Origin of the sequence: Nocardioides mangrovi, assembly GCF_020073815.1 — a bacterium.
In the GTDB taxonomy this organism is placed as follows: Bacteria; Actinomycetota; Actinomycetes; order Propionibacteriales; family Nocardioidaceae; genus Nocardioides; species Nocardioides mangrovi.
The window spans coordinates 419,807-440,589 of record NZ_JAIQZJ010000001.1 but is presented as its reverse complement, the minus strand read 5'-3'; the positions used below and the strand labels follow the sequence as shown (position 1 = coordinate 440,589).

The following is a 20,783-nucleotide window of genomic DNA, read 5'->3' as shown; positions in this document are numbered from 1 at the left end:
GCTCGTCCCACGACTGTACAGAGTCAGTGCGATGCGACGTACCGCCGCGACGGTCAGAGGCCGAACAGGCAGGATGGCCATGTGAAGTTCTTCGTGCCAACTGCCTCTGATGATGACGAAGCCGAACACGTATGGGCCGCCACTCGGGTCTTCGCCCGAGATCAGCTTGGTTGGGAGGTGACCGACAGACGCATCTTCCAAATCAACTACCACCACGAAGGCAAGCCCTACGTTGCCGAAGTTGGCGAACCGGACCCCCGAACGGGAGAGACCGTTCTCGCAATTCTGGAGTCGAACGCGTTCCTCGTATGTACGAGAAACCGGGGCGTCGTTCGAGGAGAACCGATACTGATCGGCCCTGAGGAAGTGCGGACGATCACTGACTTCACCGTCTGAGCGCCGCCCACCTCTGACGCTGCGCTTCGTCCGCCCTGTCTCAGCCTTGGGGGGTGTATTTCAGCGCAACGTGCTTGACCTCCGTTGCCGGAATCAGCAGGTAGTCATACGGAGTCTTGGTGACCACAGGCTCCGCGCGCTTCAGCCACGAACGCGCACCCGGCTGGGTGATCTTGATCGGCTTGGTTAGCGCGACGTCGCGGTGGGTCGAGTCGGGCGACCACGTGTAATTGTGAAGCACACCCTCCACGGTGGTCCCGTCCGCAAGCGCGAGCGCGACATAGGACAGTTGGCCTTCCGGAATCTTGTCCCGCCTCATCACGGACCACCAAGGACCGATGTTGATCTCGGAGTTGTCGGCTGGATGTCGGCGCCTGATCACCTGGGCGCCGACCTCCGCCAGGAGCGTCGCCACGGCTAGCGTCCCAAGTACCAAGGCAACGTCCATGCGGATTTCGCGGGCAGTGTCGGCCGGGAACTCGTGATCTAGAACGAGGCTCGGCCACAGCAACAGGCCGAGGCAAGCGGCCAATCCTGTCGTGAGCACACCGACCCCGATCAATTCCAAAATTTCCTGGAGCGTCGAGAGTTGGCGGGGACGACGATGCGACTCGGTCCGACGCAGGAACCACCAGCCGGGAATAAGCGACAGCAGAAAGGCCGCTGCGACGAGACCGCTCGGCAGCATGCCTAGTCGTCAGACTCCGGCTGAAGAGAGTCCAATGCCATCGTGGGAGCGATGAAGTTCTCTCCGGGCTCCAAGCCAATGGTTTGCCCCGAGCCCGTGATGGACTTCTCTTCGTGGAAGATTTCGGACGACGGCCGCTCTGACGGTTCGCGGAGCTTGTTGAACTCCGGTTCTTGTTCGCTCATGGTCGGCATGGTTCCACACCATCGACCCGATAGACCCCTAACAACGGCGACTCCGCCCGACTCCGATGGTCGTCGGACAGGCGGAGTCGACTTCTGGGACTGCTGCGGCGCTCGGCGTCAGTTTGAACCCGCCCCATTCCGCCGCGTCATGTGCTGACCGGTTCTGCTGCAAAGCGCGGTCAAGCAACGACGGGCGGATAGTGATCGGAGTTCTCGGTGCCACGTGCAGATCCCGACCACCAATGCGACTACGACCAGCCTTACCTCTGGGGTCCCGGACTACGGACCTTCATCGGAGCCGCGACCGCCGTCCGTTCGACAGTGAACGTTGTCAGTGAACGCCCCACCACGGACACTGTTGCTACCCACTCTGCGAAGTGGGCCTAACTGAACACACCGAAGGAGAAGTTCTATGAGACCTAGCAACACTGGTCACGGTCTGCGTAGGTGAGTGCAATGGGGACCTCGACCGCTCTCGCGGCCGCGGGTCTCCTCCCAACCATTGTGGTGTGCGTCTTCCTGCTCATCATCGTCTCGATGGTTCTCGTGTTGGTCCGCAAGGTCGGCCCGTCGAGCGATGGCGATGTACAGGCGCATGTCCGGTTGGGGCACTTTTTCTCGCTGACCGTTCGTGTTGATCACGGCGATAGCCGGGCACACGGAGAATGTCTCGCAAGGGAGGGAATGAACGCGTCAGCGATTGGCGCGGAGGGGCTAACAGCACAGGTCCCGCACGTCTCTCAGAGTGAAGTTGGCACCAAGGTGCCCGCAACCAGACAGGACGCGGGCACCTGATGCTCGCGTTGTTGGGATAAGAGCAGGGGCGTCAGATACTGGCGCCCCTGCTCGTCAGCATAGGGTCAATCGTCCCGCCCATACGGCCGCGACGCCACCATTTCGGTGCCGAACTACTACCTCTTAGCGCCGCGTCATTCCGCCGCCTGACGGCGTGGTCGAGACACCCGCTCATATCGATGAGCGGTAGGAACAGCACACCGCCAACTACTCTGCGCCCGTGGCCGACGACGACCTGCAACTGACTCAAGCCCAGGCCTACGAGGCGGCCTACCGCTTCGTGTGGCAGTACAACCAGCGCGACAAGTCGCCTGACGCTACTTCGTTGCAAATGATGCTCGTGGCGATGGAGCCGACAGAGGACCGCTACAAGACAGACGACCCAGCCTCGTGGGCGGATTGGGTGCAGTGCGTCCGCGAGACCCTCGACGGCGCGCCATTGCCGCACCTTCCTCGGTCCTGACGAATCGGCCGCTCATGCCGCCGCGAGTGCGCTTCGGAAATGTCTATCCGCCGCCTTCAGTCCTCACGGCCGGGCCCTGCGATCTCGATTACGAGAGCTCGAAAAGTGCTCCGCGGGCTGTCGCCAACCCGTGCGTAATCGCGCCAACGAAGCCCGTGCGTGCCGACAAGTTCGATCGGCGCCTCGCGACCCTTCATAGTTCCAACTCCTGTATGGGGTCCCCACGCGCGGACCCCTGCCAGGGTGACTCCGTCGTAGATCCGAAAGGCGTCGGCGTTGGTGGCACGGCCGTGACTGACCGGTCGCCAGAACGAGGGATCATTGCTAATGGCTAAGAAGACTCCATTCCAGCCGGATCCAGCGGCGGCGAACCTCTCCAACCGTCCGATGTCTTTGACCACGTCGTATCCCCTGATGTCTTGTGCACCATGGTTCTTCAACGCAAACGACTCGCCGTCAACGTGACCGTTCCAGCCGGCCGTGAGGTACTTGAGTTCGACAGCGGTGTGTCGGCCGAGGTCCGGTCGGCTGAGCATGAGGTCTAGCCGCACATTCGGCTCGGGGTGGGTCTCGAGGCGGACCTGAAGGTTGGCGTCCATTTGGTGAGCCTCCCAAGCGAAGGCATGCTGCAGATCCGCCTCGGAATGAAAGACAGGGCGGTGGGCGGCCAATCGTTGAAGGAGGTCGTCTAGTTCCACGGTTCCGGCCATGAGCGCCATACCTGATGGTCGCTTGCGGGCCTAGCTGGTGTCACTGGTCCGTGCGCAGACGTCTACTCACGACGGTCATATCGCCGCGTACCGTCCGGTCGCGTCATAGCCCCGACTGCTCGCTGGACGATCGCTCGGTCGACATCTACTGCTCCATGGCCAGTGACAACTAGCCGGCAGCAGTTGGACCGGCCTTCCCCGTGGAACTACTTCGATCCCGACCCCGTCGGCGCGCGTCCGCGATGATGCGCTCGAGGAGTCCAATCCATCGGTCCTCGACCTCGTCGACTGGCTCGATCCATTGAGTAGGCGATTCGTTGACGGCCTTACCGAGGTGGGCAAGCCCGATTTCGACCGGAATCCACGCACTGCCTCGATAGATGGTCGATGACGCCAGCGATTGAGCTTCGCTCACCAGAACGTCGTCGTTTCGCGCCCAACCGCCAAGCAGGAGGAGGGTAGCGTGGCTCGCGTACGGCTGATGGCGGCGTCGGCTCAGTTCGGCGGACTCCGCGCAAGCCGCCGCGAAGGCCTCGTCGTCGAACAACAGGAGTTGACCGAGCACGGATGCGGCTTGTGCCTGAGCAACGTCATGGAATGCATCGATCGCTATCTTGTGGACTTCGCGAGCCCGCTCGACGGCGAGCTCGCCTTCACGCAGCGCGTACGTCAGGGCATCCCCCCAAAGCTCGATCTTGTAGCGTCTACTCCGGTTCCTGTCCGCGCGGTCCAGGGCATGGCGTGCAGAGCCGCCCGGATGGCCGTGCGAGCGCCGTGTCGAGAACTCAACCGATTCCCGATGCAGGTCGTCGCTAAGTCGCATCCGAAACGGCAAAGCGTCGGCAAACTGCCGGTTGACGGTTAGCGTTATGGCCTGCTGGAACTGGTAGAAGTTCGCACGTTCAGGAAAGCGGTCGGCCAGTTCCGCCAGAACATCCACGCTCTCGCGGGTGCGGCCCAGTCGGCGGTGGTCATAGGCGGCCCACAAGCCAGCTGTGGAGGCGATCGCGTGACCTCGGTCCATGACCGCCCGTAGCTCCGACGCCACGTCTTCGCTCTGGCCTCGCTCGCGGAGGCGGATGTAGTCCAACAGGTCGACGATCTCGACGTTCGTGCTGGGCCGTGTGCGAGACGGAATGAGGGGTCCCAACGCCCGGACTCCCGGGGAATCCTGGACGGCCTTGGGGAACCAACTGCCAAAGACATCATTCTCGGCAGCAAGGTTCAGAGCGAGCGCCAGTGACGCAATTGCGCCGCGGTCGTCCTCATTCAACATTGCCTCTTCGAACCTGCGCTGTGCCTCCTCAACTGCAAGCTGCGAGTGGTGCTCCCAGTCCGTAGCTGCCCAACCATGAGTTGGGCCAGACCCGGCCTCCCGCACGATGCGGCGCAGCGTGTCGTGGATGCGGTACGGGTACGTCGGAGCGGCCTGACTAGCAGCGTTCGGGCGAACAAGACTTCGTTCAACAAGTCGCTCAACCGCCCCGACTCGGACGGCGCCAGCTTTCGCGACTAGGGCTGTGTCGAAGTAAGGCAGGAGACAGGCGGCGCGGAACGCCTCTGCCTGGTCGTGCGGGAGGTCCTTCAACACCCGATCAACCAACTGCGGAAGCGGTCCTGCGAGATCCTCTAGGCGAACCGGGCGCTCCTGTTCCGCTCTCCCTTGCGCCGCAGCCACCATCAGGTCGAGATGGATTGGCCACCCACCCGAATCGGCAACGAGTCGGTCCGCCAGATCGAATTCGACTTCGATGCCGTTCCTGCGGAAGGACTCTTCGAGGAACGCTTCGGCGTCTTGCTCCGAGAGGTATTCGATTGCGTGCTGGCGAGGCTCTTCTGTCGTGTTCTCCAGCGCAAGAAGCGGCCAACAATTTGGCCCTCTTCGTTCTAGATGCGTGGCGTCATGCTCGGCCCACTGCAGTCGACTTCTGCCAGTCATCACGAACAAGAAATACGGCAAACGGAAGGCTAGGCGATTCAGAAGATGCTCTCCCAGAGGGCTATCGCCAGACTGCTGTAGCCGCTCCAGATGATCTACGAACACGACCACGAGGGGCCTCTGGCTTGCCGTCACGTGCGATAGCTCCGACGTGAGCATGAATGCCACGCGGCCGGCGACCTGAGCAAGTTTCACCGACGTATCGGGCAGACGCTCGCAATCCTCGATGAGGTCGCGCAGACTGGGGTAGTCACGCAGCGCCCGTCGTGCGCGTGAGGCGTCCCGTGCTTGCGCGAGGATACTGCGACCGGCGTCGACCGCGATGCCAGCACCCGGAATGAGTGTGCCAGCTCCTTCGCTAATCATGGCACCGACGATGTCGGTCAGCGTCGTGGTGACTCCAGAGGGCGTGGTGAGGCGGAGTTCGGCTCCCGGACGCAGCGCTCGGTGCATCGAGTGCAGGGCCAAGTCGAACGGCGGCCAGACGCTTTCAACGCGACCCAACTGCCGTCGCAACTCGAGAAGGAGATCGAGGGGATCCAAGTACCCATGGGAGGTAGATGCGTCCCAACGCGCAGTGGCGTCGACCGTGAGGCTGGGCGGTGGTCCCCAGTCGCGGCTGTCTGCGAGCTCTCCATCTAGCCATCGATTCAGGCGGCTGGATAGTTCCGTCTTGCCAAGGCCGCTTTCCCCATAGAACGTTAGAACGTTGCGCCGTTCATTGCCGTCGAGCTCCGCACCGCGTATTCGTTCCGCGTGCGCTCGAAGCGAATCGGCCAGTGCCTGTGACTCTGGAACTCGGTCTACAAAGACAGCGCCGCCACCCGGCGCAGGTGCATCTGGGTCGTAGACCATAGAGATCCTTCAGGTCGCGGCGTTGCCGGTTTCGGATGCCCGATTCGTCGCTGGCACGGGGCGATCCTTCACCAATGCAAGCCCTCCCGGGATGTTTCCGCGCAATTGCTGGTGCGGCAGACGCTCTTAGCAGCCCTCCCCCGGCGGCTTGAGCCCGGCACTGGTGGCCGGGTATGCGTCACCGCCGCGACAGCGGCGAGCATGACTCCGCCGCGACAGCGGCCACAGTCCTAGAGGAGATACCAGGACCTCGGCGCGCGGCGGGCGCGCAGGCCGGTGAGACGCGTCAGGCTACTTCGTAACGCTAGGCGCACGCCGTTCGGCTGCGCGCGCCGTCGACGACGGCATACGGTCGCGGGCGTGAGGATCAACGGAGAGGGTCAGTGGCAACCAGAGACCGAGGCCGACATTCGCGCGTGCATCGATGATGCTGACCTGCAGGAGTCCCATTACCTCGACATGAAGAGAGAGGTCGGAGATAACCCGCGGAAGCGTAAGGAGACCGCGGCCGACCTCGCGAGCTTCGCGCTCGACGGTGGCGCGCTCCTGATCGGCGTCGCCGAGAACAAGGAGAATCGGACGTGGGAACTCGCCCCACAACCGCTCAATGGCCTGGCTGAGCGCATCGAGCAGGTCGCCGCCTCCGCCGTCGACCCAGCGCTCTTCGTCGCGACGCACGAGATTCCGTCCGCAGCTGACCCCACCACCGGTTACGTCTTCGTCCAGATCCCACAGTCCCCGTCCGCCCCGCACATGGTTGACGGCGTCTACATCGGCCGGGGCGACAAGACGAAGACTCGGCTCTCTGATGCTGAGGTGACGCGATATCACGCGAAGCGCGAGCCCATCGAGGGTCACCTCGAGAGGCTGCTCGACGCGGAGCGGGACCGCGACCACGTGCCTGCCCATACGCAGCAGACCGGCCACCTCTACCTCGTCGCACATCCCCTCTCGGCACGCCGCGACGTAGCCCTACAGCTGGTTCGCGACGACGGCTCTGAGCTCCTCCAGCTCATCGTGGCCCTCGAGGGCACGATCCCCCGGGACGTCCGGGAGTTCGCCCCGACGCCCGGCTACGCGACTGCGACGGCAACACGAGCTCAGGGGCGAGCGTGGTGCACGCAGGCGGCGCTCGGTCCCGGACGGACTTTCGAGAGCACCTCCGCTCACAACGATGAGGAAGACCTTCTCGACATCGAGTTCCGCGAGGACGGCGGTATCCGCGTGCTCATGGGACGTATGACAGCGACGTGGGGCAGGTACGGCGGCGACGCAAAGACGGTAGTCGCCGACGGACTCGCCGTCGCCTACGCCCTCCGCGTAGTCCGCTGGGCGGACGCGATAGCCGAGAGGACCGGCTATCACGGCTCATGGGGTTTCGGTGTGCTGGCGACGGGACTCCGAGGCCTTTCCAGCTCGGCCTATCAAGAGAGGTTCTCATCCGGACCCACCTATGACGCCGACGAGTACCGCGAGGTCACGACAGCGAGCGGCATGGAGATCCACACGCGGCCCCAGGCAGTTGCCGGCCGGCTTGTCGGCAGACTTGTCCGCGGTCTCGCCACGTCAGTTCGCTACGACGGACTGTTGAGAGCGGACTAAAAGTCCTATCGCGTCGGTCAGTTACAGCCGACGCTGAGCCTCTCCGCGGTCGCCTTCGAGGTACTCGAACTCACCGCCGACGCCGGACTCTTAGCGGTCATCTACCCGCAGAACCCGGCTCTTCGAATCAAACACCTCCGACTCCCACAACCTGGGAGGCGATCGAGCACGTCCCCCTGCTCGAGACACCCGGGCATTGCCAGCGACCGAAGGATGCACACCTCGGGCAGGTAAGCGAGACAGACGTCGGCGCGTTCGGCGATTAGAGCGGTCGCGAACCTGCGTCATACCGCCGCGAGCGCACCGCGCTCGCCCCGGCTCGGCAACAATGCCCGCATGCTGCCTGATCTCCTTCGCCCTGGGTTGAACGTGGTGTTCTGCGGGACAGCGGTCGCGACCGCGTCTGCCGAGCGCGGCCACTACTACTCGGGCAGGGGCAACAAGTTCTGGCAGCTTCTGCACGAATCCGGCTTCACTCCGACGCGCCTCACCCCCGAGGCCGATGCATCGCTACCCGCCTACGGGATCGGCATGACTGACCTCGTGAAGGACGTCGCCCAGAGTCACGACCGCGGCCTGGACTACGGCGGCGCAAACGAGGTGGCAGGGCATCTCATCTCTGCTGCTCCGCAATGGGTCGCTTTCAACGGACTGACCGCTGGCAGAGCCGCAGCCAAGCAGCTCGGCATCGCGCTCCCGAAGGAAGTGACATTGGGCGAGCAGCCCTGGACTATCGGGCCTAGTCGCGTATTCGTGGTGCCGAACAGCAGCGGCGCCCACGCCACGATGCCGTATTACGAAAAGCATCGGTGGTGGACGCAGTTTCGTCAGGTGACTCTCTAGCCCATTCCGCCGCCTGGCGGCGCGGTCGAATCATCCGCGCATGCCGACGAGCAGGCATCGCAGTTGACTACCCTCCGCCTCATGGCGTCGGAGACGTTCAAGTGGAACTGGCGGGGATGGGCGCGTTCGTCCGAGGGGTTCGGAGTCCGTCTCTTAGGCCGGACCAACCTCCAGTACACGGACGAGTACGGCGACCTACGCATCTCCGCTGAGGCGATGAGGCGGCCGTCGACTGAGGTTGTTGTCTACACGGCCACGATCCCAGACCGGCCGGAGCGTTCTCAGGAGGAAATCCTGCTCCGACTTCGTCGCGCCTTCGACTACAAGGGCTGGACCATGGTCGAGGAGGCCGGCCGAAACGCCCGCTCATGGCCGGGTTGAACTCGGATCGGAGGTGCGTCATTCCGCCTAAGGCGCTACTCAGAGGTCGTCCGCTCACGCCAATGGTAAGGCCATGACTTCCGTGTACTGCGCGAACCCGCTCCGCCCTGACCCAAGAGCTTGGCTGGTCCGAAGCTCAAGCCGATCAGTGCCTCGTGGGCATGATCTGCATGAACCCGTAGGGGTCCGGTCCCCGCCGGTTCGCGAGTGCCTGGTGGCCCATCGTGACGAGGGAGAGCACATCTTCGGCGTTGATAGGTCGCATGTGGTCGACCGGCCAGCATTGGTAGAGGTGTGCGAGACCGTTCGCTTTGACCCATTGCGGAGAGACGCCCGCGCTCACGATGTAGTTGCCGTTCAGGGTGGGTGGACCTCCCCAGTGGCTCCATTCCTGGTGGCCGAGCGCGTCGCGTCCGATGTAGGCGTGTGATGCCGTGTACGCGATCGGTTCGTGCCCCCGAAGCGTGTCGCCTTTCACGGTCCGACTCGTCTCTCGTAGTTGAAGCCAGCATCGCTCACGCCGGCTGATCGCGCCCGGTCGGCCGTGCCCGTCCTTCGGGACTTTGTACGCCCGCAAGGTCAACAACTCATGCTCGTGTCCCGGTACGCCGGCTACAACGAAGCGCGCCCAGGCGTCAACAACCTCGTCCCTGTACTCGTTGTGGCGGTCGCGGAATGGGTTGAGCCCGTGCTCGCGGCGAACCTCCCGGGCATAGTCTCGAAGCAACGAAAGAAGACCGTCCGGAGTCGTGGTTTCGCTGAACCGGGCATGCATCTGCTCACGAAGCTGCGGCTCGAGTGCCCCCTGCGCCTCACTGAGTCGCCGATCGTCTTCGGCCCGGGCTGCCGCGCGGGCTTCGATCGCGAGCTTCGTGCACCGCTCGCAGAGAAGGCCACCGCCCATCATGATCCCGTGCTCGGCGCATACGGGCGTACCGCAATCTTCACCCTGACAGATACCTGCCGCGAAGACCCCGCACGGCTGGTCGTCAAGTCGGCCGCGGCATACCGCGCCCGGATCGATGCCCGATACCCCGAACCGGAATCCGCAGGTGCGCGACTTTCGCACCTGCTCGGGTCTGTCGCCCGGTGTCCCATCAATCAGTCGCTGCACGTCGGGCACCATCACCGTGTCGTACCAAACAATCTCATGGTCACACAGGTAGATGTTCTGGCCGACAGCATTCGAAGTCCGGCTCCCGCACTGCGGGCAGGTCTGCTCAATCGCCACACGAAACTCCCTCTAGAGGACCCGCTCCTTAAGGTCAGAATCCACAGAACCGGCCACGGCCACACGTGCCGCTCGAACCGCAACCGTCGTAGCGGCCGTCGTGGCTCCTCGCCTCGTCACCGCGGCGCTGACACCGCGTCGAAGCGCCTTCGGGCGACTGCCGCGCACTCGCAGCCGCCCATGGCTGGCCGACCGACGCCGACGACTCACTTCCGCCTCCACTCGAGAAACCGGGCGTTCGGCTCCACGGCGCGCCGGAGCCTCGTTCCATCCTGCCCACCGCGCACCCCATCAGTCATGACCAACTCGAGCGAACCGGACAGGGCCGCGTCACGGGGTTCGCCCTGCCGGCGGCCGTTCGAACCTCCTGGGCTAGCCTTCCGCGGTGAGCAAGCCGGACCTCGGGAACCGCTACGGCAGTCCGAACGTGGCGATCAAGATCCTGTGGTCACTCGTCGCGTTGGCCCTGATCGTCCTCGGTGCGATCTGGACATTCGCGACCCAAGGGACCACTCATTCTTTCGGTCCGATCATCGCAGGCCTAGGTGTCGCTCTGGGCTACGTCGTCCTGATCCAGAAGCGGCACTGACCCATCTCACGCGCCGCCGGACGGCCCGGCGCTCACCGTCATACCGCCGCGGCCAGCAATCGACTAAGCCACCGAGTGCGCCGATGGCATACGGCCAGCCCGCAACTCAATACCCAGCTGCGCGAACCAGTTCAGGATCCGTCCCCTGGGGAACACGCCACATCGCGCCGTCCCAGGACGCCCCAGCCGCCAGTAGAGCCGTCCAGGCATCCAGCAGCTCGCTCAGAGACTCCGCTACGACCTTCTCCCCGACGTCTTTCACCGGCGCCCGGTACACCTGCACCGTGCCACCCGGGCCGACCGCGCCCAGGTCGGCGCACAGCTCGTAGTCGCTCTCTTGCACGAAGACCTGCAGCCAGCGGGAGCGGTCCGGGCCAGGGAACTTTTCACGGCCCTGCTTGAAGTCCTTCAATAGCTCACTTCGCCGCAACGTCCACTCCACCCCGCGAGCCAACGAAACCGGTGCCCACCCCAGAAAGAGAGGAGGCCAAGGGCCCGACCCGTAACCGTTCCGCCACTCGTACAAAGCCACCACTTCGTCCGCACCGGCTCGAGACCGAGCCTGATGTCGGACGTACCGAGGCCCGGCCCGAGGCACGCAAGAATGTCGGGGGCAGCAGCTGCGATCGCACGCTCGAAGTCCGCGATCGCCAGTCGAATCGGGCGCCGCATCAGGCTCGCACCTGCCGCAAGCCCCCACCGTCAGCTTGGACACGTTGAATCTGTCTGCCTTCGCAACGACAGCGCTGTGATCCACACACCCTGGTGCGCTGCGAAATATGGTCCATGCGACCTGCTCCTTGCGTAGGCCGTCGCTAGCGTCCGGGCAGTCGGTGAACCCATTGTTTGGAGGATTCGATGCCCGGTTGGCGTTCTTCGAGGGTATCGGCGCTCGCCCGGGCTCCCTTGAGCCTGGCGACTCTCTTCACCTCTGACATCGCCGCCGCCAACCCCGACGACCGAACCACGACCGGGACATCGACATCGGCTCAGCGCCCAGGCTGGTCATCGACCGACGCCCTGTGCGTCACGCGGCAAAGCGGCTTCTGTCTACCGGCGCGCATGTCCGCTGACCGGATCGCGCCCGGTCCTGTGACTAGGGCTCGACTGGATTGCGAGCCCAGACCTGGATCATCGCCGGGCCGGCGACGATGGTGAGCGGGGCAGCGACGTGTCGCGACAGGCTCTCGTGGGCCACTGTGATCTCGGTCTGCGAGGCTAGCCCCGCGCTGACCATCGCGGCTGAGGTGAAGTCGAGGGTCGAGGCGAGGAGTCCCTTCTCCTCGCCGGCGCTGAAGGGGAGCAGGGTCGCCGAGAGGTGCACGTCGGGAGCGCCGAGGCTGCGGACGTAGCCGAACAGCCGACGCCCGACGTTCGCGTCCGTGCCGCGGTGGGCGAGGAGGGCGGTGTAGTGGCGGATGACGAAGTCGAAGCCCGGGTTCGGCGGCTCGCAGAACGCTCGCTCGGAGTCGGTGTCCTCGGCGATCAGGACACCGCCGGGCCGCACCGCGGCCCACATCCGCCGGAGCATGTCGAGTGGATCGGGCAGGTGCTGCAGCAGCGCGCGTGCGTAGACGACGTCGTACGCCGCCGGGTCGGTCCAGGTGGAGACGTCGGCCTGGTGGAAGTCCACCTTCGACAGACCACGCTCCGTGGCGACCGACCGGGCGAGCGCGAGCATGACCTCGTCCATGTCGAGCCCGACCACGGAGCCCGTCGGACCGACGATCCGAGCGAGGTCGAAGGTCACCTCCCCTCCCCCGCACCCCACGTCCAGGCAGCGCATGCCCGCGCCGACGCCGGCGCGGTCGAAGACGTCGAGCGTGCCCGCGCGGTGGACCGCCGCGAGGACGAGGAGACGGTCGTAGCCGTCGCGGCCGCCGCGGATCGCGTAGTCCGCCATGATCAGGACAGGCCGACGATAGTGCCGTCGTCGAGGAGGTCGATCCGGGAAGCGGCCGGGGTGGTCGGCAGGCCTGGCATGGTCATCACGTCACCGCACACCAGCACCACGAAGCCGGCGCCGGCGGAGAGACGCACCTCGCGCACGTGGAGGTCGTGGCCGGTCGGGGCTCCACGCAGCGTGGCGTCGGTCGAGAACGAGTACTGCGTCTTCGCGACGCAGACGGGCAGCCCGCCGTACCCGTCGGCCTCGAGCCGGTCGAGCCGCCGCTTGGCCTTGCCGTCCCAGGTCACGCTGGAGGCGCCGTACAGGCGGTGCGCGAGCGTCTCCGCCTTCTCCTGGAGCGGGAGGTCGTCGGGGTAGGTGAAGGAGAACGTCGACGGGCCGGAGCTCTCGAGGAGGTCGAGCACGCCCTTCGCGAGGTCGGTGGCGCCGAGGCCGCCGTCGGCGAAGTGCGTGGCGGGGTGCGTACGGACGTCGAGCGCGCCGACCAGCTCGACGACCCGGGCGACCTCCGCGTCCGTGTCGGTCGGGAAGCGGTTGAGCGCGACCACGCACGGGATCCCGTAGACCTCGCGGACGTTGCGCAGGTGTCGCTCGAGGTTCTCCATGCCCCGCTCGACGGCGCCCAGGTCCTCCCGGCCGAGGTCCGGTACGTCGACCCCGCCGTGGAACTTGAGTGCTCGGACCGTGGCGACGACCACCGCGGCGTCCGGACGGAGCCCGGACTTGCGGCACTTGATGTCGACGAACTTCTCCGCACCGAGGTCGGCGCCGAAGCCGGCCTCGGTGACGACGTAGTCGGCCAGCCGCAGGGCCGCCCGGGTGGCGATGACCGAGCTGCAGCCGTGGGCGATGTTCGCGAACGGTCCACCGTGCACGAACGCCGGGGCGTGCTCCAGCGTCTGCACGAGGTTGGGGGCGAGCGCGTCGCGGAGCAGCACCGCCATGGCGCCGTCCGCCTCGAGCTCGCGGGCGGTGACCGGCCGCTTCTCCCGGGTGTGGCCGACCACGATGTCGCCGATCCGGCGCTTGAGGTCGGCCCACGACTCGGTGAGGCAGAAGATCGCCATCAGCTCCGAGGCGACCACGATGTCGAAGCCGTCCTGGCGCGGGGAGCCGTTGGCCAGTCCGCCGAGACCGACCACGACGTCCCGGAGCGCCCGGTCGTTGAGGTCGAGCACGCGCTTCCAGTCCACGGACCGTACGTCGATGCCCAGGGCGTTGCCGTGCTGGATGTGGTTGTCGATGAGCGCGGCCAGCAGGTTGTTCGCCGCCGCGATCGCCGCGAAGTCGCCGGTGAAGTGCAGGTTGATGTCGGTCATCGGCACCACCTGGGCCCAGCCGCCGCCGGCCGCGCCGCCCTTCATCCCGAACACCGGGCCCATCGACGGCTCGCGCAGGCAGGCCATCGCCTTCAGCCCGAGCCCGCGCAGGGCGTCGGTCAGTCCGACCGTGGTCGTCGTCTTGCCCTCCCCCGCCGGCGTCGGCGACATCGCCGTCATCAGGATCAGCTTGCCGAGCGGGCGGTCCTCGAGGGACTGGAGGTAGCCCAGGTCGACCTTCGCCTTGTGGTGGCCGTAGGGCACTAGGTGGACGGCGTCGATGCCCAGCTCCTCCTGGGCGACCTGGGTGATGGGGTGCAGCTCCGCTGCGTTCGCGATCTCGATGTCCGACAGCACTCAGGCCCTCCCCTTCGCGACGCCCATCCGGCGCAGCAGTCGTGAGCGGGCCTCCGAGTCCGGCAGCGCTCGCACGTTGGACTCCACGTTCATCCGCGCGATCGCCGAGCCGGTCCTCGCCACCTCGCCGGCGGCGACCAGGTCCGACCGCAACCCGGCCCGGGCGGCGGGCCGCAGCAGGTCGATCAGCACCAGCACCTCGACCGCGGTCTCGACGACCTGGGCCTGCGGCTCCGACGCCGCCAGGAGCGCCGTACCGATGGCGGCGGTCCGCTCGTCGTCGTACGACGGGCCGCGCGGGAGCGCCCACGCGTCGGCCACGGCGCCGAAGGACCGCTCGTCGTCGATCGCCAGCTGCCGTGAGCGGGCGACGAGCAGCTCGGCCCGCTCGACCAGCTCCGGCGCCTCGCAGTAGCGCGCCACCATGGCCACCAGCGCCGCGGCCTGCGCGGCGCACTGGGCGGCGACCGCACCTCCCGCGGGCGTCGGCGTCCGGGCGGCGAGACGTTCCAGGAAGTCGGCGACCGTCCCGGTGTCCACGCCAGCGTCGTGCACCACGAGCCCACGCTAGTGACCTCGCCGCCCCGCGCAACCCCCATCCTGGCCAGGGCCCCGGCCGGTCAGCTCCCGCCGGCCGGCAGTGCCTCGAGCATCACGTCGGGGTGGTCGCGCGCGGTCGTCTTGGCGCGCCACTGGTCGACGAAGAGGGCCAGGTGGGTGCCGTCGCTGCGCTGCAGGACCTCGACGCCACGGATCCCGGCCAGCGCGGCAGCGCCGTCGGCGTCGGTACGTCGGGCCACCTGGTAGTCGAGCCGCGAGAAGCGGATGGGGGCGTTGAACTCGTTGGTCATCCGGTCCTCGACCACCTCGAACTGCATCGGACCGACGGCCGCGAGGACGGGGTTCTGGTCGCCGCGCAGGTCCGACCGCAGCACCTGGACGACTCCCTCCTGGTCGAGCTGCTCGATGCCGCGGCGGAACTGCTTGTAGCGGCCGATGTCACCGGCGCTCGCGGTCATGAAGTGCTCCGGGGCGAAGGTCGGGACGGGTGGGTACTCGATCGACGGACCGACGTACACGGTGTCGCCCACGCGCAGCGCGTTCGCGTTCACCAGGCCGATGATGTCGCCCGCCTCGGCGGTCTCGACGGACGTCGTCTCACGCCCGAAGACCGCCTGGGCGAACTTGGTGGCGAAGGGCCGGCCGGTGGCGGCGTGGGTGACGACCATGCCGCGCTCGAAGGACCCGGACACCACCCGCGCGTACGCGAGGCGGTCGCGGTGGGCGGCGTTCATCCCGGACTGCACCTTGAAGACGAAGGCGCTGAAGTCGTCGGTGACCTGGCGGACCGTGCCGTCGACGCCCGTGGTCGCGCCGGGAGCCGGGGCGAGGTCGAGCAGCAGGTCGAGGAGCTGGGCGACGCCGAAGTTCTGCAGCGCCGAGGCGAACATGACGGGCGTGGTCGCTCCGGCCAGGAAGCGCTCCTGGTCGTGGTCGGCCTCGTCGAGCGTGAGCAGCTCGTGCTCCTCGACTGCCACGGCCCAGGTCTGGGCGTCGACCTCCTCGACCTCGTCCGGCCCCATCCGCCGCTCCGGGGCACGCGTGGCGCCGCCGGCGGTGCGCGTGTACTTCACGAACTCGCCCGTACGACGGTCCAGCACCCCGCGGAAGTCGCCCGCCTCGCCGACCGGCCAGGTCAGCGGCGTCGGACGGAGCCCGATCTTCTCCTGGATCAGGTCCATGAGCTCCAGCGCCGCGAGCCCCGGACGGTCCCACTTGTTGATCACGGTGATCACCGGGATGCCCCGCAGCGCGCAGACCCGGAAGAGCTTGAGCGTCTGGGGTTCGAGGCCTTTGCCTGCGTCGACCAGCATCACCGCCGAGTCGACGGCGGAGAGCACGCGGTAGGTGTCCTCGGAGAAGTCGCTGTGGCCGGGGGTGTCGACCAGGTTGACCACGTGGTCGCGATAGACGAACTGGAGCGCGGCCGAGGTGATCGAGATCCCGCGGGCCTTCTCCATCGCCATCCAGTCGGAGACCGTGCTGCGGCGGTCGCCCTTGCCGTGGACCGCTCCGGCCTCGTTGATGGCCCGGGCGTGCAGCGCCAGCGCCTCCGTCAGGGTCGACTTGCCCGCGTCGGGGTGGCTGATGACGGCGAACGTACGGCGGGGGCGAGAATCGGGCACCGGAGGAACCTAACGGTCGACCGGTCTCTCCCTCGACTCGTGACCGGCTCTCACGAGGCGGGATCGCTCTCACGGGGTGGGTACCGGACGTCGCCGCACCGGTCGCAGTGCCAACACCACGCGCTGCTGACCGGCTCGCCTCCCCAGCGCTGCGCAGCACCCACGACCCGGACCTCCAGGGGTTCGCCACACCTGCAGGTCCTCGGTTCCGGGATCGCTGGCCACCAGCGCCACCGCGCCATCCTCCGATGGTGCCACCGCAGGCCGCTCGCGAACAGGGCACGAGCCACCCGCGCTGTCGGGCGACAGCAGGAGGGCCGTCGACCGTGCTCAGGCGACCAGGACCCAGCGACCATCGTCGACCTGTTGGTAGGCGGGATGCCGTGGCGCCAGAAGTGGTGGCGCGACCGATCGGTAGCGATGTCCGGTCGGGGTGGTGACGTCGACCTCGTGAGCGTCAGGTCCCGGTCGGGGCTCGTGGCTCCACCCGGGGGCCTGCTTGGCGTAGTTGCAGGCTTCGCACAGACCCTGGCCCGCCTCTCCGGTGGTGGCTCCCCCGTCGGCGACGGCGACCACGTGGTCGGAGTGACGGATCGGCGCATTGCACCACGGCGTACGGCACCACTGGTCGCGGTGGCGAAGGAACGCAGCCAGGGCACGTGGGAACCGACGCTGCCGCGAGTCCATCGCGACGAGCTCGCCCGTCCGGGGGTGCACGTAGAGGCGGCGGAGCCAAGCCGTGGTGCCGGAGTCGATGCTGCGGAGCACGAGCTCGCGGGCGAGGTTCGCGGGGATCGGGCCGTAGTCCACGATGCTGGCCGGGTCACGAGCGCCGGAGAGCAAGGCGCGATCGGTCATCACCAGGCCGATCGCGGTCCGGACCGCCGGCCGTCCGTCGTCCGCGGTCGGACACCCGGTCAGACGGGCCACCAACATGTCAGCCATGACCTGCCCACGACTGCGCGAGCCACCCTCGCGGCGGGCCCGGTCGGCATCAGCTCGAAGGGCGGCGTACGCCGCGACCCCTTCAGCCACGGGAAGCAAGGCGGTCAGGTAGACCATCGTGTCGGGGGCCGGCCGGATGGTCACGCAACGGTCGCCCTCGGCCCGCCGGCGACGCTCGGCGACTCCCTGGGGGTCGAGCCGGGCGGCCAGCTTGCGCACCTCCCCGACCACGGCCCGGTCGGACAGCTCACTGAAGGCGTGGGCGTCCTCCGCGATGGCTCGATCGACCGCCAGCCGGTCCTCGCGCGAGAGACAGCCGGTCTCCCGCGCGATCACCGTCGCCCGCCACTCGGTCACCAGTCCACGTCGGAAGGCCTCCATGGTGTGCGGCAGCTCGGACGCGATCCGGGCGAGCGACACGTGCTGCCGGCCGCGATGGGGCGACTCGCGCCGCGCGAGGGCGACCTCCTCGGCCACCCCGCGACCCTCGACACTGTCGGCGTCCAGCTCGGCAGACAGCCGCAGCTGGCGGGCCTGGGCGGCGCACACCAGCTCCTCCAACGCCCGGATCTCCTCCACCTGACCGACCCGGTCGCCGACGAGCGGCGACTCGGCGATCGCCGACGCCACCCGGCGCAGCATCGGAGAGTCGCACGACGAATCAGGATCGAACATGTGTTCGATTGTACGCGGTGTCCGATATAGCCGCAAGAGGATGGGCTCGATCGGCCGTCGCCGGCCCATCCGTCGCGCTCCCCGCTGCGAATACCCAGCGGACGTCTGATCAGCAGGAGATGGCCCATGGTCGAAGCGCACCCCCGAGCCGAGCACTCGAGCGACGCGATCGCCGCGATGCGCGACCTCTCCATGGCCGGCGAGCGTCTGCGCCACGCACTGGCGCGGCGTGGCCACCTGTCCCCGACCGACCTGCACGTGATGGAGCAGCTGCTGCCGGGCCCGGTGGGCTACAGCGACCTCGCCCGACGGACGGGGGTCACCCGATCAGCGATCTCGAACATCGCCAACCGGCTCATCCGCAGCGGCCTCGCGCGCCGGCGACTCGGCGTCGGCGACCGCCGTCGTGTCTTCTTGGAGCTCACCGAGCGCGGCCGCGACCAGACGTCGTCCACCCTCGGCCCGGTGTTCGCGGTCCTCGGCGCCCTGGACCAGTCGGTCACACCAGCCGAACGGCAGGTCATAGAGCGATACCTGCGCGACGCCACCAGGGCCTACGAGGCCGTCGAGGCCCTGGTCTCCCACTCCCCCCACGGGTGGGAGCAGCACTGATCCGGCTCACACCTCGCGCGTGGGGACGAAGTTCCTCGGAGCGTGAGCAGGGTCGCCGGTTCGGACCACGACGTGCGCGAGGATGGTCGCCCGCGACCGAGGAGCCACACATGTCGGATGACAGCCCCCGCCTTGCCGTACTGATCGACGCTGACAACACCTCAGCCAGGTTGGTGAAGGAGATGTTCGAGGAGCTGGCCGGGTACGGCACGATCACCGTCAAGCGGGCGTACGGCGACTGGAGCAGCGATGGCCTCAAGGGCTGGCGCAACGTGCTCCTCGGCAACGCGATCTCGCCGCAACAGCAGTTCGCCTACACCACCGGCAAGAACGCCACTGATTCTGCGTTGATCATCGACGCGATGGACCTCCTGTACTCGAGGAACGTCGAAGGCTTCGCCATCGTCTCGAGCGACAGCGACTTCACCCCGCTGGCCATGCGCCTGCGCGAGTCGGGCAAACGCGTCATCGGCGTAGGGCAGCGCAAGACGCCCAAGGCGTTCGTCGAAGCATGCGAGCGTTTCGTCTTCCTGGAGGTGCTCGACAGCTCCAGTGCGGTCGAGCCGCCCGAGGAGAGCCCGAGCGAGCAGCCGGAGGAGAACTCCCCTCGGCCGATCCAGAGTGTCCTGACGAAAGCCCTCAACAAGGTCGCCACCGACGACGACCACTGGACGTCGCTCAGTGCTCTTGGCAACCACATGAATCGCACCGACCCGTCGTTCGATGCCCGCACCTACGGATTCAGCAAGCTCAGCGACCTGGTCAAGGGCCAGCCATTCGTCGAGACCAAGATCGTGACCGGCCCCTCGGGCCAGGGAAGTCTGTGGGTTCGCTTGAAGGGCCGGCGCCCCGCCGACGCACCCGCGGCACGCAAGACCGCCAAGCCGGCGGCCAAGAAGTCACCCACGAAGAAGACCGCGTCGAAGGCCGCGGGCACGGCCAAGAAGGCCGAATGAGCCGTCGGGCTCCCGCGCGCACTTCGATGCAGCTCTGACACGGACGTACGGCGAGACGCCTCCGGCCGTCGGCGAAGGGCGGACTGCGGCCCAGAGGCTGTCGGTCCGTCGCCCCCACCCGCGACTGCTAGGGCACCCGGAGGACCTTCCTCGTGCTCGCCCGGCCCTTCCCGTTGACGTTGACGGCGGCGACCCGGAAGAGGTACTTCCCGGGACCGAGCACGAGCCTCGCCTGGTGCTTCGCACCCGACACCCTCTTCACGACGCTCGTCCGGTTCGTCTTGATGGTGACGACGTACCTCATGATGCTCGCGCCGCCGTCCTCGGGGACGTACCACCACACGGAGACGATCGACCGGTGGTGCGGTCTGGACCCCACCACCATGGCCCCGACCGCCCCCGGGACTCGACCGGGGATCGTGCTCGGTACGGTCACCTGCACGGGAGCCGAGTCTCCCGACTCACCGACCCGGTTGACAGCCCTGATCGTCAACGCGTACTCCACACCTCGCCGCACTCCCTCGACAAGGGCGCTCGTGGCGCCCGGGGGCGCTGCGGCACCCACCCGTGGCCCGTCCCCGACACCGACCCCGTTCACCGGGGTTGCCGTGATCTCGTAGCCGGTGACCAGCGCCTGTTCGGCCGCCGGATCCCAGTCGGGGACGCCCGGTCGCCAGGACACCGCGACCGTGGCGTCGTGGCGCGCCTCGGCGGTCACCTGCGCCGGCACCATCGGCAGGTGTGCCGGGACCACGTCGTTCGATGCCGCCGACGCCTTCGAGTCACCTGCCGCGCTCGTGGCGACCACTGTGAAGGACGTCGCCACACCCGCCGTCAGCCCGTCCACATGTGCTCGCTCCGCGTCGGCAGGGACCGTCGTCGACACACCCCCGGGCGAGGCAGTGATCGTGAACGACGTGACCTCCGAGCCATGGTTGGTCGTCGGGTGGGCCCACAACACGTCTGCACCCAGGTCGCCCTTGGCGCGAGCCTGGACGTTGAACGGAACCGACGGCGGATCGGCTGACCTCACGCTGGCCGAGCCGTCGCCGCTGACACCCACCACGACCGCGACGCTCGCCACGACAGCACCTGCCCGGAGCAGGATCTGCGACCTCATGCACCCACCGTGACGCCGGCTCGGGGT

The 20,783-nt window shown here is 67.2% G+C and carries 21 protein-coding genes; 9 read left to right on the top strand and 12 right to left on the bottom strand.

Annotated features, from left to right (window positions below; all coding sequences use genetic code 11):
* Positions 1–81: 81 nt before the first annotated feature.
* Positions 82–396, top strand: coding sequence for a hypothetical protein (locus K8U61_RS02040; RefSeq protein ID WP_224121295.1), 315 nt, complete (start codon positions 82–84; stop codon positions 394–396).
* A 40-nt stretch (positions 397–436) separates the two neighbouring features.
* Here K8U61_RS02040 and K8U61_RS02035 read toward each other — a convergent pair whose 3' ends face one another.
* Together K8U61_RS02035 and K8U61_RS02030 are read right to left on the bottom strand one after the other, a co-directional pair.
* Positions 437–1,084, bottom strand: a complete 648-nt coding sequence (locus K8U61_RS02035; RefSeq protein ID WP_224121294.1) for a DUF6338 family protein — start codon at positions 1,082–1,084, stop codon at positions 437–439.
* A 2-nt stretch (positions 1,085–1,086) separates the two neighbouring features.
* Positions 1,087–1,278, bottom strand: coding sequence for a hypothetical protein (locus K8U61_RS02030; RefSeq protein WP_224121293.1), 192 nt, complete (start codon positions 1,276–1,278; stop codon positions 1,087–1,089).
* A gap of 447 nt (positions 1,279–1,725) precedes the next feature.
* On the opposite strand from K8U61_RS02030, the gene K8U61_RS02025 reads away from it, so the two are divergent.
* Both K8U61_RS02025 and K8U61_RS02020 read left to right on the top strand, forming a co-directional pair.
* Positions 1,726–2,064: a hypothetical protein gene (locus tag K8U61_RS02025; protein ID WP_224121292.1), complete on the top strand. Its 339-nt coding sequence runs from the start codon at positions 1,726–1,728 to the stop codon at positions 2,062–2,064.
* 220 nt (positions 2,065–2,284) lie between these two features.
* A complete protein-coding gene (locus K8U61_RS02020; RefSeq protein ID WP_224121291.1) occupies positions 2,285–2,527 on the top strand; it encodes a hypothetical protein in 243 nt (80 codons plus the stop codon).
* Positions 2,528–2,583: 56 nt separating this feature from the next.
* Here the strand turns inward: K8U61_RS02020 and K8U61_RS02015 are convergent, their stop codons facing one another.
* Both K8U61_RS02015 and K8U61_RS02010 read right to left on the bottom strand, forming a co-directional pair.
* A complete protein-coding gene (locus K8U61_RS02015) occupies positions 2,584–3,126 on the bottom strand; it encodes a hypothetical protein (RefSeq protein WP_224121290.1) in 543 nt (180 codons plus the stop codon).
* Positions 3,127–3,406: 280 nt separating this feature from the next.
* Positions 3,407–5,719, bottom strand: a complete 2,313-nt coding sequence (locus tag K8U61_RS02010) for a hypothetical protein (protein ID WP_224121289.1) — start codon at positions 5,717–5,719, stop codon at positions 3,407–3,409.
* Positions 5,720–6,391: 672 nt separating this feature from the next.
* Between K8U61_RS02010 and K8U61_RS02005 the strand changes: the two genes are divergently transcribed.
* From K8U61_RS02005 to K8U61_RS01995, 3 genes are all read left to right on the top strand, one after another.
* Complete coding sequence (locus K8U61_RS02005; RefSeq protein ID WP_224121288.1) at positions 6,392–7,633, top strand: AlbA family DNA-binding domain-containing protein; 1,242 nt, start codon at positions 6,392–6,394, stop codon at positions 7,631–7,633.
* Positions 7,634–7,969: 336 nt separating this feature from the next.
* Complete coding sequence (locus tag K8U61_RS02000) at positions 7,970–8,476, top strand: mismatch-specific DNA-glycosylase (RefSeq protein ID WP_224121287.1); 507 nt, start codon at positions 7,970–7,972, stop codon at positions 8,474–8,476.
* 81 nt (positions 8,477–8,557) lie between these two features.
* Positions 8,558–8,857: a hypothetical protein gene (locus K8U61_RS01995; protein ID WP_224121286.1), complete on the top strand. Its 300-nt coding sequence runs from the start codon at positions 8,558–8,560 to the stop codon at positions 8,855–8,857.
* Positions 8,858–9,002: 145 nt separating this feature from the next.
* On the opposite strand, the gene K8U61_RS01990 is transcribed toward K8U61_RS01995, so the two are convergent.
* Positions 9,003–10,088 (bottom strand): hypothetical protein, encoded by a 1,086-nt coding sequence (locus K8U61_RS01990; RefSeq protein WP_224121285.1) that lies wholly within the window; start codon positions 10,086–10,088, stop codon positions 9,003–9,005.
* Positions 10,089–10,473: 385 nt separating this feature from the next.
* On the opposite strand from K8U61_RS01990, the gene K8U61_RS01985 reads away from it, so the two are divergent.
* Positions 10,474–10,677: a hypothetical protein gene (locus tag K8U61_RS01985; protein WP_224121284.1), complete on the top strand. Its 204-nt coding sequence runs from the start codon at positions 10,474–10,476 to the stop codon at positions 10,675–10,677.
* A gap of 106 nt (positions 10,678–10,783) precedes the next feature.
* Here K8U61_RS01985 and K8U61_RS01980 read toward each other — a convergent pair whose 3' ends face one another.
* The 6 genes from K8U61_RS01980 to K8U61_RS01955 all read right to left on the bottom strand — a co-directional run bounded on the left by K8U61_RS01980 (position 10,784) and on the right by K8U61_RS01955 (position 18,068).
* Positions 10,784–11,119 (bottom strand): hypothetical protein, encoded by a 336-nt coding sequence (locus tag K8U61_RS01980; protein ID WP_224121283.1) that lies wholly within the window; start codon positions 11,117–11,119, stop codon positions 10,784–10,786.
* Positions 11,120–11,773: 654 nt separating this feature from the next.
* Complete coding sequence (locus K8U61_RS01975) at positions 11,774–12,580, bottom strand: class I SAM-dependent methyltransferase (protein ID WP_224121282.1); 807 nt, start codon at positions 12,578–12,580, stop codon at positions 11,774–11,776.
* 2 nt (positions 12,581–12,582) lie between these two features.
* Entirely contained in the window at positions 12,583–14,262 is a 1,680-nt protein-coding gene (locus K8U61_RS01970) for a formate--tetrahydrofolate ligase (protein WP_224121281.1), read from the bottom strand.
* Positions 14,263–14,820 carry a cyclodeaminase/cyclohydrolase family protein gene (locus K8U61_RS01965; RefSeq protein WP_224121280.1) on the bottom strand — a complete coding sequence of 186 codons (558 nt, stop codon included), beginning with the start codon at positions 14,818–14,820 and terminating at the stop codon, positions 14,263–14,265.
* Between the two features lie 62 nt (positions 14,821–14,882).
* Positions 14,883–16,448 (bottom strand): peptide chain release factor 3, encoded by a 1,566-nt coding sequence (locus tag K8U61_RS01960; protein WP_224121279.1) that lies wholly within the window; start codon positions 16,446–16,448, stop codon positions 14,883–14,885.
* Between the two features lie 330 nt (positions 16,449–16,778).
* The gene (locus K8U61_RS01955) at positions 16,779–18,068 is read right to left on the bottom strand and encodes an HNH endonuclease (RefSeq protein ID WP_224121278.1); all 1,290 of its coding nucleotides are present in this window, start codon (positions 18,066–18,068) and stop codon (positions 16,779–16,781) included.
* A gap of 126 nt (positions 18,069–18,194) precedes the next feature.
* On the opposite strand from K8U61_RS01955, the gene K8U61_RS01950 reads away from it, so the two are divergent.
* Entirely contained in the window at positions 18,195–18,680 is a 486-nt protein-coding gene (locus K8U61_RS01950; protein WP_224121277.1) for a MarR family winged helix-turn-helix transcriptional regulator, read from the top strand.
* A gap of 110 nt (positions 18,681–18,790) precedes the next feature.
* The gene (locus K8U61_RS01945; RefSeq protein WP_224121276.1) at positions 18,791–19,636 is read left to right on the top strand and encodes an NYN domain-containing protein; all 846 of its coding nucleotides are present in this window, start codon (positions 18,791–18,793) and stop codon (positions 19,634–19,636) included.
* A 127-nt stretch (positions 19,637–19,763) separates the two neighbouring features.
* Here the strand turns inward: K8U61_RS01945 and K8U61_RS01940 are convergent, their stop codons facing one another.
* Positions 19,764–20,756, bottom strand: a complete 993-nt coding sequence (locus tag K8U61_RS01940; protein ID WP_224121275.1) for a fibronectin type III domain-containing protein — start codon at positions 20,754–20,756, stop codon at positions 19,764–19,766.
* Between the last annotated feature and the right edge of the window lie 27 nt (positions 20,757–20,783).